We start from the raw sequence: 12830 nt of genomic DNA, 5'->3' as shown, positions 1-12830 counted from the left end.
GGCACCGGGGGGCCCGTCAGGGTGCGGGGAAGGACCGGTCGCCGAAGAGGACCCGGCGGGCGGCGGCCCGCCCGACCGGCGTCCGCAACGCCGCGAACGCCGCCGTCGCGACGGCGGGGGTGCGCACCTGGGCCAGCCCGCGGCGCAGCACGAGCCGCCCGCGGAAGCGGGCCCGCAGGGTGGCTCCGTCGTAGGAGGCCAGCGGATCCGGCCGCCCGCTGCGCAGGGCGTCGTCGAGCACGGCGGCGGCGTGCTGCGACAGCCGCAGGCACGGGTCGAGGCCGCCCGCGGTGAGCGGGGAGACGGCGCCGGCCGCGTCCCCCACGAGCAGCCCGTCGGCACAGCCGATGCGGCGCAGCAGGCCCCCGACGGGGATCGGTCCCCCGCGCCGCTCCACCTCGCGCGGCCGGTCGACGCCGGGCAGCCCCGGCGCCGTCGAGGCGAACCGCTCCAGGGCCCGGCGCATGCCCTCGGGGAAGCGGTCGGCATAGCCGGCCACACCGACGTGCGCGTGCCGGCCGTCGTTGACCACCCAGGCCAGGTAGCCGGGGGCCAGCGAGGGGTCGAGCACGCAGTGGAACGCCGGCGGCTCCTCGCTGCCCGGCACCGTGAAGACCTCCTCGGCCCCGACCAGCAGGTGCTCGTTGCGGTCGAGACCGAGGTCGCGGGCGACCCGCGAGCGGGCGCCGTCGGCACCGACGACGAACCGCGCCCGCACCTGGGTCGGCCCGTCCGGCCGTTCCAGGAGGAACGTGCCGTGCCGACGGCCGGCGTAGCGGGTGCCGAACTCGATGCGGACCCCGGCGTCGGCGGCGCGCCGGGCCGCCGTTCCGTAGAGGGGCGCCATGTCGCCCACCCGGTACTCGTCGCGTGCGCTGTCGAGGATGACCGGGCGGCGCAGACCCGGCGGGTAGAGCACCACCCGGCGGATCGGCGGCCCGAGGCACGCGGGCGGCAGCGGGAAGTCGTCGAGGGTCTTCCGGACGAAGATCCCCGTGGTGCGGATCGCGCCGGTGAGGGTGGGGCGCCGCTCGGCCAGCAGCACGTCGTGGCCCCGTTCGGCCAGCAGGGTGGCCGTGTGCAACCCGGCCAGACCGGCTCCCACGACCAGCACGTCGACGCTCTCCACGCACCACTCCCCTGTCCCCGTCCGTCGTGGTGCGGGCCGGTGCGGCCGCCTCCCTCGGGAGCGGACGGCGCAGCCGGTCGGGAGGCCCCGACGGTCGACCGATCGATGCCGTTCATCGAGTCGGCTGGACATCGAGTTTCGACGTTTACCTATCGATTGTCAATAGACACCGAGGTGCCGCGGGGCGCTGCGGTGTCGGTCGACGGGTTCAGGTCTCGAGCAGCACGACGTCGAGGCCGCCGAGGACGACGGGGTCGGAGACGACCTCGACGGCGGCGATCCGGCCGCCCGTCACGACGAACTCCAGTGCCCCGGTCAGCCTGCCGTCCGACACGAACACCGCGCCGGCGGCTCCGTCGAGCAGCGCGGCACGCGCAGCCCGCGTCCTGCCGAGGAAGGCACCGGCGACCGCCTCCCCACCGTCGAGCCGCTCGACCCCGCCGAGCGCGGGAACGGCAGCGTCCGCCCGGAGCACGACGTCCGGGTCGAGGACGGCCAGCAGTCCGGCGAGGTCACCCCCGCGCGCGGCGACGAGGAACGCCTGCACCACCTCCTGGCGGCGCCCGGCGGCCGATGCGCCCCCGCCGTCCGGCGCTGCACCCTGCACCCGCCGCCGGGCGCGGCTGGCCAGCTGGCGTACGGCGGCGGGACTGCGGTCGAGGACCGCCGCGACCTCGCCGAACGGGACGGCGAAGAGGTCGTGCAGCACGAACGCGATCCGCTCGGGCGGGGTCAGCGTGTCCAGCACGACGAGCAGCGCACGGCCGACGGAGTCAGCCAGCACCGCCTCACGCTCGGGCTCGGGGCCGCCCTCGGGATCCTGCAGGTGGAGCTCGAGCGACTCCTCGGGGCGCGCGCTCCGGCGGCGCAGCACGTCGAGGCACAACCGGCCGACGACGGTGGTCAGCCAGCCACCGAGGTTGTCCACGTCGGCGGACCCGTTGCGCTGCAGGCGCAGCCACGCCTCCTGGACGGCGTCGTCGGCCTCGTCGGTGGAACCGAGGATCCGGTGCGCCACCGACCGCAGGTGGGCGCGGTGCGCCTGGAACCGTTCCGCCAGCGCCAGCTCCGCGCGCGCCGGGTCCTCACTCACCTGTCACATCCTCCCGCCGCGGACCGTCAGTGCTGTGACGGCGCCGACCGCGGCGATGTGACAGGCGACCCCGTCCCGTTCCCGGACCCGCCGGCGCCGAGGAGTGCGGCCCACCGTCGACCTCGAGAGGAATCCCATGCCCACCGACCTCCGCAGCGCCGTCCTCCTGCGAGCCGAGGACAGCGACGGCCACGTGTCCGTCGTGGAGAACACCGTCCCTGCCCTCAGCGCTGGACCACCGCTGCACCGCCACGACTTCGACGAGACCTTCTACGTGCTGGACGGCGAGCTCGTCTTCCGCGTCGGCGAGGTGCTCCTCGCCCGGACCGCGGGGCAACTGGCCTTCGCCCCGCGGGGCACCGCTCACGCACTCGCCAACCGCCGGGACGCCCCGGCGCGGTACCTGCTCGTGTGCACGCCTGCCGGCTTCGAGCGCCAGTTCGCCCGGATGGCCGCGCAGGCGCAGGGCACCGAGCCGGCGCCGTGGGCGCTGCAACCGGTCCCCGACGTGGTGCTGCTGGGCCCACCGATCCTGCAGGAGGTCCTCGACCGCCTGGGGTGACACGCGCCGCGGTGGCGGGCCGGCGGCGAAGTGGTGGGGCGAAGCGCTGGTCAGCCCACCGCAGTGTCGTCGAACCGAAGGCGACCGAGAAGCCGATCTCCGCGGCGGCGAGCCCGTGCGCGGCGCTCGCCGTGCTCCCCGAGCGGAGGTCCAAGCATCACGTACCGAGCCACCAGGCCGGCGCCGAACAGGCACCAGAACCCGATCTGGCAGAGCACGACGAGCACGATCAGGATCCCGGTCACGGGGCGCTCTCCGCCCGGCGCCCGACCGCCACGGTTGCCGTCCGATCGGCGGTCGTCGTTCCAGGCCTGCGGAGCATCAGCCAGGTGCGCGGGCCACCGCGGGGCAGGTCGACGACGTCGGTCAACGCGAAGCCGAGGCGGCGGTAGAACCGCACGTTGCGCTCGGCGCTCGTCTCCAGCCACACCGGCAGCTCGTCCCGGTCGGCGCGACCGAGCCCGGGGGCCAGCAGCGCTGCACCGACACCCTGCCCTTGCCGGTGCGGCACGACGCCCAGGCTGGCCAGGGTCAGGTGCGGCTCCCTCGGTCGGCGGCCGGCCAGCTCCTCCTCGGCCTCGGCGGCGGCTGCCGCCCGGTGCCCGGCCAGCTCCGCGGCGGTTGGGCCGACGTGCGCCCACACCCCGTCCGGGACACCGGTGCTGGGCACCCAGACCGCGATGCCCACGAGTTCCTGCCCCGCCTCCCCGAGGTCGACGTGGCCGAAGGGCACAGCGACGGCGGACAGGTAGAGGTGGTGCAGCGCCCGGAGCCGATCTCCGTGGCCGTCGGCGTCGACCGTCCACCGGGTCCACGGGTAGTCGGCGAAGGCGTCGGCGAGCGCCTCGGCGGCGGCCGGGACGTCGTCGGGCGCCGCCGCGCGCACGTGCGGTGTCATTCGTTCCTCGGTCGGTTCTCGGGGCTTCCACGGCCGGGTGGATCCGTGGTCGAGCGGCGGCCCCCGCACGCTGATCGCAGCAGACGGGGACGCCGGTCCCGCGGTCAGAGGACATCGATGGTGAAGGGCACCGTGATCACGTCGCCGTCGGCGAGCCGGAACTGGGCCCACAGCCGGTACGTCCCGGCGGTGGCGAACTCGGCGTGCACGTCGAGCTCCGGGCCGAAGGTCTGGCCCGGCAGGGCGAAGACCGGGCGGCCGGACGCGTCGGTGACCTCGGCGTGCTCGTGGGCGAAGGTCTGCCCGTCGGCCCGCATCACCACGACGTGGCCGGCGGCGGCGAGGTGGGGCTGCAGGTCGTCGACCGGCCGGCCGGTGGTGTCGTCGGTGAACGTGAAGTCCAGGTCGCTCACACTCCCGGCCGTCGCCTCCCCTTCGAGCTCGACGCGGACCCCGTCGACCACCACGCTCCGCGGCCCGGCCGTGAGGCTCACCGGCTCCGGCGCGGGACCGGCCACCGTGATGACCTGGCGCTGGTGGACGTCGCCCATCTCGCCCTGCCGGCGGAACTCGGTGTTGACGATGTACCGGCCGGCGGTCGGGAACGTGATCTCCACGGCCAGCTGCCCGGGCTCGCCGGTGGGCTGGGGGTGGACGTGGGCGAAGGTGCCCACGTCCTCGCGGGTGGCGATCAGGTGCATCCAGGCCTCGTGGCTGCGGGTGAGGTCCTCGACCGGCTCGCCGGTCTCGCCGTCGACGACGGTGGCGACCAGCCGGGTCGGCTGCCCGGGGCGCACGTCGGCGGGCAGGTGGAGGCGGACGTCGACGCCGGCGTCGGTGGCGTCGGTGGGCGGCACCTCGGCGGTCATCATCTCGCTCATCGCCGGGCGCATCGGCATGCCGGTGCCTTGTGCCCAGGCCAGCTGGCCGTTCATGCCGCGCTCGGCGAAGTCCATCCGCGACACGGCGGTCAGCCCCGCGCCGAGGGCGAGCGCGACGACCGCCACGCCGGTCAGGTAGGCGTACTGGCCGATGCGGGCGCGCAGCGGCGGCGACAGGATCTCGGCCGCCGTGGCCGGCCGGCGGAAGCGGCGCAGCCGCAGCGCGTTGGTGACGACGCTGACCGAGCTCATCGCCATCGCCGCCGACGCCAGCACCGGGTCCAGCAGCAGCCCGTCCCACCAGTACAGGGCGCCGGCCGCGACCGGGACCAGCAGCAGGTTGTAGCCGAACGCCCAGCCCAGTCCCTGCTTCATGGTGGTCACGGTGCGCCGGGACAGCCCGATCGCCGAGACGATGCCGCGCAGGTCGCCGCCGATGAGGGTGATGTCGGAGGCGGCGATGGCGACGTCCGCCCCCGTGCCGATGGCGATGCCCACATCGGCCGCACTGAGGGCGGCGGCGTCGTTGATGCCGTCCCCGCAGAAGGCGACGACGTGCCCTTGCTCCTGCAGTCGGCGGACCTGCGCCGCCTTGTCGGCGGGCAGCACCTCGGCGAGCACGTGCTCGATGCCGACCTGCTCGGCGATCGCGGCCGCGGTGGCGGCGTTGTCACCGGTGAGCATCCACACCTGCAGACCCAGCGCCCGCAGCTGGGCGACCGCCTCAGCCGATTCGGGCTTGACCGTGTCGGCGACCGACAGCACCGCGGCCGGGGCTCCGTCGACGGCGACGAACATCGGGGTCTGACCCGCCGCCGCTGCGGAGGCCGCGGTGCCGGCGAGCGCGGTGACGTCCACGCCGTGGGCGGTCATCAGTGCGGCGTTGCCGACCAGCACGTGCCGGTCGTCGACGACGGCGTCGATGCCGTGGCCGGGAACGGCGTCGAAGGTGCGCAGTGGCGGCAGGTCGAGGAAGCGGGCCCGGGCGGCGGCGACGAGCGCCTCACCGACGGGGTGTTCGCTGCCGGTCTCCGCGGCCGCCACGAGGGCCAGGACGTCGTCCTCGGTCCAGCCCCCGGTGGTGGTGATGCCGGTGAGCGCGGGCTTGCCGCGGGTGATGGTGCCGGTCTTGTCCAGCACGACGGCGGTGACCCGGCGGGCGGTCTCCAGCGCGTCGCCGTTGCCGATCAGGATGCCCAGCTCGGCGGCGCGGCCGGTGCCCACCATGACCGCGGTCGGCGTGGCCAGTCCGAGCGCGCACGGGCAGGCGATGATCAGCACCGCGATGGTGGTGGTGATGGCCATCGTCAACCGGCCGGTGTCCGGGCCGAGCAGGGTCCAGGCGACGAACGTGGCCGCGGCCAGGCCGAGGACGATCGGCACGAACCACGCCGAGACCCGGTCGGCGAGGCGCTGCAGTGGCACCTTCGCGCCCTGCGCGTCCTCCACCAGGCGGACGATCTGCGCCAGCGCGGTGTCGGCGCCGACCGCGGTCGCCCGCAGCACCACGGTGCCGGTGCGGTTGATCGTGGCGCCGATGAGGGTGTCCCCCACCGTCTTGTCGACCGGCAGGCTCTCCCCGGTCAGCATGCTCTCGTCCACCGCGGTCGCTCCGTCGGTGACGACGCCGTCGACCGGGACCTTCTCCCCCGGCCGCACCCGGACCCGGTCGCCGACGACGACCTGCTCGACGGGCACGTCGACCTCGGCGCCGTCACGCACCACCCGGGCGGTCTTCGGGGCGAGGCCGACCAGGGCGGTGATCGCCGCGGCGGTCTGCTTCTTGGCGCGGGCCTCCATCCACCGGCCGGCCAGGACCAGGGCGAGGATCACCAGCGAGGTCTCGAAGTACACGTGCAGCGGCAGCCCCCACCGCTCGGCCGCAGCGGGCCAGAGGGTGACGAAGGCGCTGTAGCCGTAGGCGACGCCGGTGCCCAGCGCCACCAGGGTGTTCATGTTCGTGGACCGGTGCCGGGCGGCGGTCCACGCGGCGCGGTAGACGTCGCGGCCGGCCCAGACCTGCACGACGGTGGCGACGACCAGGATCGCCGGCATCAGCCAGTCCATCGTGTCCAGGTACAGCGGCACGTACATCAGCGCCATCAGCCCGAGGCCGGTGGCGAGGGTGATCTGCCACTTGCGCTTGAGGGAGGTCAGGTGCACCTCACCGTCCCGGTCCCCGTCGGGTGCGCCGGCGGCGGGGCGCTCCGCGGTGGGCTGGGCCTCGCGGCGCGGGGTCGCGGTGTAGCCGGCGCGGGCCACCGCGGCGGTCAGCTCTTCCAGGCTCACCTGGGCCGGGTCGAAGCGGACGGTGGCGACCTCGGTGGCCAGGTTGACCTCGGCGCCGGCCACGCCGTCGACCCGGCGCAGGACCTTCTCCACCCGGCCCACGCAGGAGGCACAGGTCATGCCGCCGATGTCGAGGGTGCAGCTGGCGCTGGCCTCGGTCGCCGCGGTTGCGGTGGCCGGTGCGGTGGTCGTCATCGCGGTCTCCTGGTGGACGGGCGGGTCGGGCTACGGCTCGATCGTCGGCGTCGGTGGGCGGCCTCGGACCGGGGAAATCGCCAGGTTCACCGGCCTGGCGCGGTGCCGGGGTCAGGTCAGCTGCCGGCGGCCAGGCCGGCGTAGGCGGCGGGCGGCCAGGCGGCGAGGATCTTGGGCCGCAGGGTGGCGCCGAGGCGGCGGTAGAACCGCTGCGCGGCGACGTTGTCGACCTCCATGCCCCACCGGATGAGCAGCTGCTCGGGTGCGGCCACGGTGGCGAGGGCGGCCATCAGCCGCCGGCCGACGCCGGCGTCGCGGTGCCCGGGCCGGACGTACAGGTCGTCGAGGTCGAGCACGTCGCCACCGGTCCACAGGTGCAGCTGCCGGATCGCGGAGACGTAGCCGACGGCAGCGCCGTCACGCTCGGCGAGCAGCACGACCACCTCGGGCCGCTCGAGCAGCCCGTGCCACTGCTCGTCCGTGACCCTCACGTGCGCGGCCTGGTCCTCGTGCACGGCGATCTCGCGGACCATCGTCACTACCTCGGTGGCATCGGCCGGGGTGGCCCGGCGGATCTCGACCGCGGCGTGGGGGCGGTCGTGGGGGCGTCGGTCATGGCAGCTCCTGATCGGATGGGCGGTCGGCGGCGGCCGGTCGCCGGCGGACGGGGGGTGCGGGCACTGATCCCTGGCGCGCTGGCCCGCTCGGTGGCGGGCCGGCGCGACCGGTCACTGGGTGGCGATGGCGGTGAGCACGTCGAGCCGGGCGGCGCGGCGGGCGGGCAACAGGCCGGCGACCAGCCCGGCGAGCACCGCGACGGAGACGACGGCCAGCAGCTGTCCGACGGGAACCTCGATGACCAGGGGGTTGTCCGCGGCCAGCCCGGCGAGGGTGGCCGCGGCCAGGCCCAGCCCGAGGGCGACGCCGGTGACCACGGCGACCGCCGCGATGAGCACCGCCTCGGCGCGGACCATCCAGGACAGCTGCACCCGGGTCATGCCGACCGCCCGCAGCAGCCCGATCTCCCGGGTCCGCTCGACGATGGACAGCGCCAGGGTGTTGGTGATGCCCAGCAGCGCGATCAGGACCGCGAACCCGAGCAGCACGGTGATCAGCCCGAGCACCTGGTCCACCGCGGCCGCGCGGCCGGCGGCGGCCTCGGCCTGGTCGAGCACCTCCGCGTTGGGAAAGTCCGCGACCGCCGACTTCAGCGCCGTCCGCGCCTGGCCCGGGTCGACGCCGTCGGCGAGGGCGACGTAGACGGTGGCGTCGACGTTCTCGCTGAAGTGCTGCGCGTAGGTGCCCAGCGAGAGGACGTAGCTGGTCGACAGCGCCCGGGCCGAGTCATCGGCCATCAAGCCGACCACCTGCAGCCGCTGTTCACCGTGCCGGGAGAAGGTCATCGCCAGCGTGTCGCCGACGGCCAGGCCGCGCTCGGCGGCGACGTCGGCGGCGAGCACGACGCCCCCGCCGTCGAGCGCCGCCAGACTGCCGGCGGTCATCTGCACGTCGGCGACCTTCGGCAGGGTGGCCGGGTCGACGGCGGTGAGCGCACTGGTCATGCCGCCGTCCAGCCAGTGCCCGAAGCGGACCGAGGAGGTCGCGGCGACCTCCGGGAGGTCGGCGACGCGAGCGGCGACCTCCGGGGAGAGCCCGCCGAGCATCTCGTCGCGGGAGCTCTGCACGAGCAGGTCGGCGGTGATGGCCTCGGTGGACGCGGCGCCGATCGCCTTGACCGAGCTGCCGAGCACTGCGACGAAGGAGATGAGCGCCAGGCCGAGTGCCAGGGCCATCGCGGTGGCTGCGGTGCGCCGCGGGTTGCGCACGGTGGACTCCCTGGCCAGCCGCCCGGGCACGCCGAGGCCGGTCAGCGGGCGGCCGACGGCCTGCGCCAGCCGCGGCGCGAGCACGGGACCGAGCACGACCAGCGCCGCCAGCAGCAGCACCGCGCCGAGACCGACGCCGGCGACGTTGCCCAGCAGCGCGGCCGCGACCAGTTGCACCAGGCCCAGGCCGAGCAGGATCCAGCCGGCGATCAGCCGGCCCCGCCGAGGGGCGGTGGGCGCCGGGTCGGAGGCCCGCATCGCTTCGACCGGTGGGGTGCGGGCGGCGCGGCGGGCCGGGCCGAGCGCGGCGAGCAGGGCGACCAGCGTGCCGGCGGCCAGGCCGACGGCCAGCGTGCGGGCGGTGACGGTGAGCGGGCCGTCGGGCAGCGCCAGCCCGGCGCCGGAGGCGAGTTCGCGCAGGGCGTACGCGGCGCCGATCCCGGCCGCGGTGCCGCCGGCCGCGCCGGTGATCCCGACCAGCAACGCCTCGCCGAGCACGGAGGCGGACACCTGCCGGCCGGTGGCGCCGGCGGCGCGCAGCAGCGCCAGCTCCCGGGCCCGCTGGGTGAGCACGATGCCGAAGGTGTTGGCGATCAGGAACGCCCCGACCACCAGCCCCGCGGCGGCCAGTGCCAGCAACACGATGCGCAGGTAGCTGATGCTCTCCTTCGCTGCGTCGGCGCTGGCCGCGGCGGCGTCCTGGCCGCCGGTGACGGCGTACAGCCCACCGAGAGCCGCGGCCAGGTCGGCGCGCAGGTCGGTCACGGCGACACCGTCGGCGGCGATCACGTCGACCGAGGTGACCCCGGAGCCGAGGTCGAGCAGCGTCTGCGCGGTGGGAAGGTCGACCAGCACCACGGTGCTGTTGGCCAGCCCGTCGCCATCGCCGACGCCGGTCAGGCCGACCACGCGCAGCGGCCGGCTGGCGGTCGAGGAGACGGTGACGGTGTCACCGACGGCGATGCCGTGATCGGCGGCGGTGGCGGCGTCCAGGACGACCTCGTCGCCGTGCGGGGCGCGCCCGGCGCGCAGGCTGTAGGCGGTGAACGGAGCCTCGGCCCAGGTGCCGAGGATCGTCGGCCCGGCCGGTTCCACGGCGGTGCCGCGGACCTGCAGCTGCCCGGGTCCGGACGCGACCGGGCGGACCCGGTCGACGCCGGCGATGGCGGCAATCCGGTCGGCCAGGTCGGCCGGCAGCGGATCGCGGGCCACCTCCACGCCCATCGCGGCGTCGAAGGCCGCCGCGTCCCGGACGGTGACGTCCACCCCGGCGGCGGTGGTGCGGAACTGCTCATCGAGCAGCCGGGTGCTGGTGTCGGTGAGCACCAGACTGCCGACGGCGAACGCGACGCCGAGCGCGACGGCCAGCCAGGTCAGCGTCAGCCGGGAGCGGTGCGCGAGCGCATTGGACCAGGACAGGCGCCACATCGCGATCACGCCCCCACCGGCTCGTCGGGGCGGGCGCCGTCGAGGCGGGCGAGGCGGGCCAGCACCGTCTCGGCGTTGGGGTCGGTCAGCTCGTCGACGATCCGGCCGTCGGCGAGGAAGACCACCCGGTCGGCGTAGGAGGCGGCGACCGGGTCGTGGGTGACCATGACGATCGTCTGGCCGAAGCTGCGGGTGGCGTCGCGCAGGAACGTCAGCAGGGCGGCGCCGGCGCGGGAGTCCAAGTTGCCGGTCGGCTCGTCCGCGAACACGAGCTCCGGGCGGGCGATCAGCGCCCGGCCCACGGCGACCCGCTGCTGCTGGCCGCCGGAGAGCTGAGCCGGGCGGTGGTCGAGCCGGGACTGCAGGCCGAGCATGTGCACGAGCTCGCTCATCCACCCGGGGTCCGGCCTCTTGCCGGCCAGTGTCAGCGGCAGCGCGATGTTCTCCGCGGCGGTCAGCGCCGGGATGAGGTTGAACGCCTGGAAGACGAAGCCGAGCCGCTCCCGGCGCAGCAGGGTGCGGTCGCGCTCGGACAGCGCGCTCAGGTCGGTGTCTCCGACCAGGACGAGGCCGGAGTCGATGTCGTCCAGGCCGGCGAGGGCGTGGATCAGGGTGGACTTGCCCGACCCGGACGGTCCCATGACGGCGGTGAACTCCCCCGCCGGGATGGCGACGCTGGCCGAGTCGAGGGCACGAACTGAGGCCTCGCCACGGCCGTAGGTCTTGACCACGTCGACCGCGCGGGCGGCGATCACGGGCCGGGTCGATGGTGGGGCGGACTGCGTGTCGGTGACGGTCATCGTCTCTCCTGCGGGGAGCGGGTCGCCGGGGCGGCGAGCGGGTCGAGGTGGTGAGGGCGGCCGCGGTCAGGGGCAGGGGCACGGGCGGGGGCGCCGCCAGGGCCGGGCCGGGCGCAGGCAGCGGACGAGGCGGGCGTGCTGGGCCTCGCGGATCAGCTCCTGCTGGCGGAAGTGGCTGAGGTGCTCGTGGGTGAAGGTCATGGCGATCTCCTGCGCAGCGGTGGCGGACGGTGGGGCGCCCGGTGCCGCTGCCCGGGCCGTCTGGGTGGGGTGCCGGTGGGCGACCCGGGCAGCGGGGCGCGAGGAGGGCTACGGCACGAGGGCGTAGCCGGCCTCGTCGACGGCGGCGGCGATGTCGGCGCGGTCGACCGGGCGGTCGGCGCTCACGGTGACGGTGCCGCTGGCCAGGTCGACGGTGACCGACTCGACGCCGGTGACGGCGGCGATCTCCTCGGTGACCGCGCGCCGGCAGTGCGCGCAGGTCATGCCGGTGACCGTGAACGTGGTCGAACCGATGAAGGTGCGGGGCGTACCGGACAGCATGGGAACTCCTCGGCGGTGCGGGTGGTGGTGCGGTCGGGAATGAGAGTCGGCGCGGGGGTGGGGTCGTCTCACCGGGGAAATCGCCGGGATCTGCACCCAGAGAGCCGGTCAGGGCGGCGCCCGGTGATCGGTCAGCCGGCTGCGACCGCGTGGGTCACCGGGTGATGGCTGCGGCCAGTTCCCGGGGCCGCTCGAGGCTGAGCACGTGCGGGCCGCCGTCGATGACGGTCAGCCGGCCGCCGGGGACGTGGGCGGCGATCTCGGCCATCAGCTGCGGCGGAGTGGAGGGATCGAGTTCGCCGGTGATGAGCCGGGTGGGCATCCGGAGCTCGGGGAGCCGCCGCAGCGTGTCGATCCCCGCCAGGGCCCGCCAGCTGGCGGCCCAGGTGTCGGGGTCGGCGCGGAGGACCTGGTCGCGGGCGTAGCGGACCGGCCCTCCGTTGACCGCCAGTGCCTCGGGGGTGAACCAGCGGGTCATGGTGGCCGCCAGCACGCCGGCCATGCCGCCTGCCTGCGGGGCCGCGCCGCTGGAAACGCCGGCTGCGGGGTGGCGACGGTGGCCACGAGGGTGAACTCGCTGGTCCGTTCCGGGCGGGTCAGCGCGTACACCTGCGCCATGGCCCCACCCAGGGACAGACCCACGGGGTGGGCGGTGTCTATGGCGAGCCGTTCGAGGAGGTCGTCGAGGTCCTGGGCTGAGTGCTGCAGCCTTCACCCTGCGGCGCTTCACCAGCGTTGCCGTGCCCGCGCAGGTCGTAGGCGATGACGCGGCGGTCGGTCGGGAGCGCGGCGACGGTGTCGCGCCACTTGCGCCGGTCCAACCTGAGGGCGTGCACCAGGACCATCGGCGGGCCGGCGGGCGTGCCCTGCGCCGGCCGGTCGAACACCGCGGTCCGGTGATCGGTGAGCTGCACCGGGCGCTCGGGCCAGCCGACGGGGAGCAGCCCGTCCAGCGCGCGGGTCGCCTGCAGGACGCGCGGCAGCCCGGTGTAGGGCACCGTGTGGTGCAGCAGTGCGGCCAGCTCGTCGGGGTCAGCGCCCGCCCGCCGGGCGGCCGCCGTGTGCACGCGCAGCTCCTCCGGGGAGGCGCCGAGCGCGGTCAGCGCGGCCACGGTGGCCGGCTCCCGCCGGCGTCGCCGCCGGCGCCGGGATCTCGGCCGGTCGTGCCGGTCAGGGACGCGCTGCC

13 protein-coding genes and 1 pseudogene are annotated in these 12830 nt (G+C 75.4%); 1 reads left to right on the top strand and 13 read right to left on the bottom strand.

The features are described from left to right. Window positions 1–16: 16 nt before the first annotated feature. Both ACI784_RS05010 and ACI784_RS05005 read right to left on the bottom strand, forming a co-directional pair. Window positions 17–1129: an NAD(P)/FAD-dependent oxidoreductase gene (locus tag ACI784_RS05010; protein ID WP_456921761.1), complete on the bottom strand. Its 1113-nt coding sequence runs from the start codon at window positions 1127–1129 to the stop codon at window positions 17–19. Window positions 1130–1337: 208 nt separating this feature from the next. After that, entirely contained in the window at window positions 1338–2222 is an 885-nt protein-coding gene (locus ACI784_RS05005) for a sigma-70 family RNA polymerase sigma factor (RefSeq protein WP_457012679.1), read from the bottom strand. A gap of 136 nt (window positions 2223–2358) precedes the next feature. On the opposite strand from ACI784_RS05005, the gene ACI784_RS05000 reads away from it, so the two are divergent. Continuing rightward, complete coding sequence (locus ACI784_RS05000) at window positions 2359–2784, top strand: cupin domain-containing protein (RefSeq protein WP_457012678.1); 426 nt, start codon at window positions 2359–2361, stop codon at window positions 2782–2784. Window positions 2785–2834: 50 nt separating this feature from the next. Here the strand turns inward: ACI784_RS05000 and ACI784_RS04995 are convergent, their stop codons facing one another. The 11 genes and pseudogenes from ACI784_RS04995 to ACI784_RS04945 form a co-directional block, all read right to left on the bottom strand. Continuing rightward, entirely contained in the window at window positions 2835–3029 is a 195-nt protein-coding gene (locus ACI784_RS04995; RefSeq protein ID WP_457012677.1) for a hypothetical protein, read from the bottom strand. After that, a complete protein-coding gene (locus ACI784_RS04990) occupies window positions 3026–3682 on the bottom strand; it encodes a GNAT family N-acetyltransferase (protein WP_457012675.1) in 657 nt (218 codons plus the stop codon). Before ACI784_RS04990 ends, ACI784_RS04995 begins: the two co-directional genes overlap by 4 nt. A 104-nt stretch (window positions 3683–3786) precedes the next feature. After that, window positions 3787–7047: a heavy metal translocating P-type ATPase gene (locus tag ACI784_RS04985; protein ID WP_457012673.1), complete on the bottom strand. Its 3261-nt coding sequence runs from the start codon at window positions 7045–7047 to the stop codon at window positions 3787–3789. Between the two features lie 116 nt (window positions 7048–7163). Next, window positions 7164–7580: a GNAT family N-acetyltransferase gene (locus tag ACI784_RS04980; protein ID WP_457012671.1), complete on the bottom strand. Its 417-nt coding sequence runs from the start codon at window positions 7578–7580 to the stop codon at window positions 7164–7166. Window positions 7581–7775: 195 nt separating this feature from the next. After that, a complete protein-coding gene (locus ACI784_RS04975) occupies window positions 7776–10301 on the bottom strand; it encodes an FtsX-like permease family protein (protein WP_457012705.1) in 2526 nt (841 codons plus the stop codon). A gap of 5 nt (window positions 10302–10306) precedes the next feature. Beyond that, the gene (locus ACI784_RS04970) at window positions 10307–11101 is read right to left on the bottom strand and encodes an ABC transporter ATP-binding protein (protein ID WP_457012670.1); all 795 of its coding nucleotides are present in this window, start codon (window positions 11099–11101) and stop codon (window positions 10307–10309) included. 66 nt (window positions 11102–11167) lie between these two features. Next, entirely contained in the window at window positions 11168–11302 is a 135-nt protein-coding gene (locus ACI784_RS04965; protein ID WP_457012669.1) for a hypothetical protein, read from the bottom strand. Between the two features lie 108 nt (window positions 11303–11410). Further along, window positions 11411–11644 carry a heavy-metal-associated domain-containing protein gene (locus ACI784_RS04960; protein WP_457012668.1) on the bottom strand — a complete coding sequence of 78 codons (234 nt, stop codon included), beginning with the start codon at window positions 11642–11644 and terminating at the stop codon, window positions 11411–11413. 154 nt (window positions 11645–11798) lie between these two features. Continuing rightward, window positions 11799–12146 (bottom strand): alpha/beta fold hydrolase, encoded by a 348-nt coding sequence (locus ACI784_RS04955; RefSeq protein WP_457012667.1) that lies wholly within the window; start codon window positions 12144–12146, stop codon window positions 11799–11801. Next, entirely contained in the window at window positions 12119–12286 is a 168-nt protein-coding gene (locus ACI784_RS04950; RefSeq protein ID WP_457012666.1) for a hypothetical protein, read from the bottom strand. Before ACI784_RS04950 ends, ACI784_RS04955 begins: the two co-directional genes overlap by 28 nt. Window positions 12287–12300: 14 nt before the next feature. After that, a pseudogene (locus tag ACI784_RS04945) lies at window positions 12301–12768 on the bottom strand (carboxymuconolactone decarboxylase family protein); the annotation flags it as partial. Window positions 12769–12830 lie beyond the last annotated feature (62 nt).

This window comes from Geodermatophilus sp. SYSU D01186 (assembly GCF_054050215.1).
This window is presented reverse-complemented; position numbering and strand designations above follow the sequence as displayed.

Bases quoted from the DNA above. Each gene is read 5' to 3' on its own strand.
- ACI784_RS05000 (WP_457012678.1), top strand. From the start codon at position 2,359: ATGCCCACCGACCTCCGCAGCGCCGTCCTCCTGCGAGCCGAGGACAGC.
- ACI784_RS04990 (WP_457012675.1), bottom strand. From the start codon at position 3,682: ATGACACCGCACGTGCGCGCGGCGGCGCCCGACGACGTCCCGGCCGCC.
- ACI784_RS04985 (WP_457012673.1), bottom strand. From the start codon at position 7,047: ATGACGACCACCGCACCGGCCACCGCAACCGCGGCGACCGAGGCCAGC.
- ACI784_RS04980 (WP_457012671.1), bottom strand. From the start codon at position 7,580: ATGGTCCGCGAGATCGCCGTGCACGAGGACCAGGCCGCGCACGTGAGG.
- ACI784_RS04975 (WP_457012705.1), bottom strand. From the start codon at position 10,301: ATGTGGCGCCTGTCCTGGTCCAATGCGCTCGCGCACCGCTCCCGGCTG.
- ACI784_RS04970 (WP_457012670.1), bottom strand. From the start codon at position 11,101: ATGACCGTCACCGACACGCAGTCCGCCCCACCATCGACCCGGCCCGTG.
- ACI784_RS04965 (WP_457012669.1), bottom strand. From the start codon at position 11,302: ATGACCTTCACCCACGAGCACCTCAGCCACTTCCGCCAGCAGGAGCTG.
- ACI784_RS04960 (WP_457012668.1), bottom strand. From the start codon at position 11,644: ATGCTGTCCGGTACGCCCCGCACCTTCATCGGTTCGACCACGTTCACG.
- ACI784_RS04955 (WP_457012667.1), bottom strand. From the start codon at position 12,146: ATGGCCGGCGTGCTGGCGGCCACCATGACCCGCTGGTTCACCCCCGAG.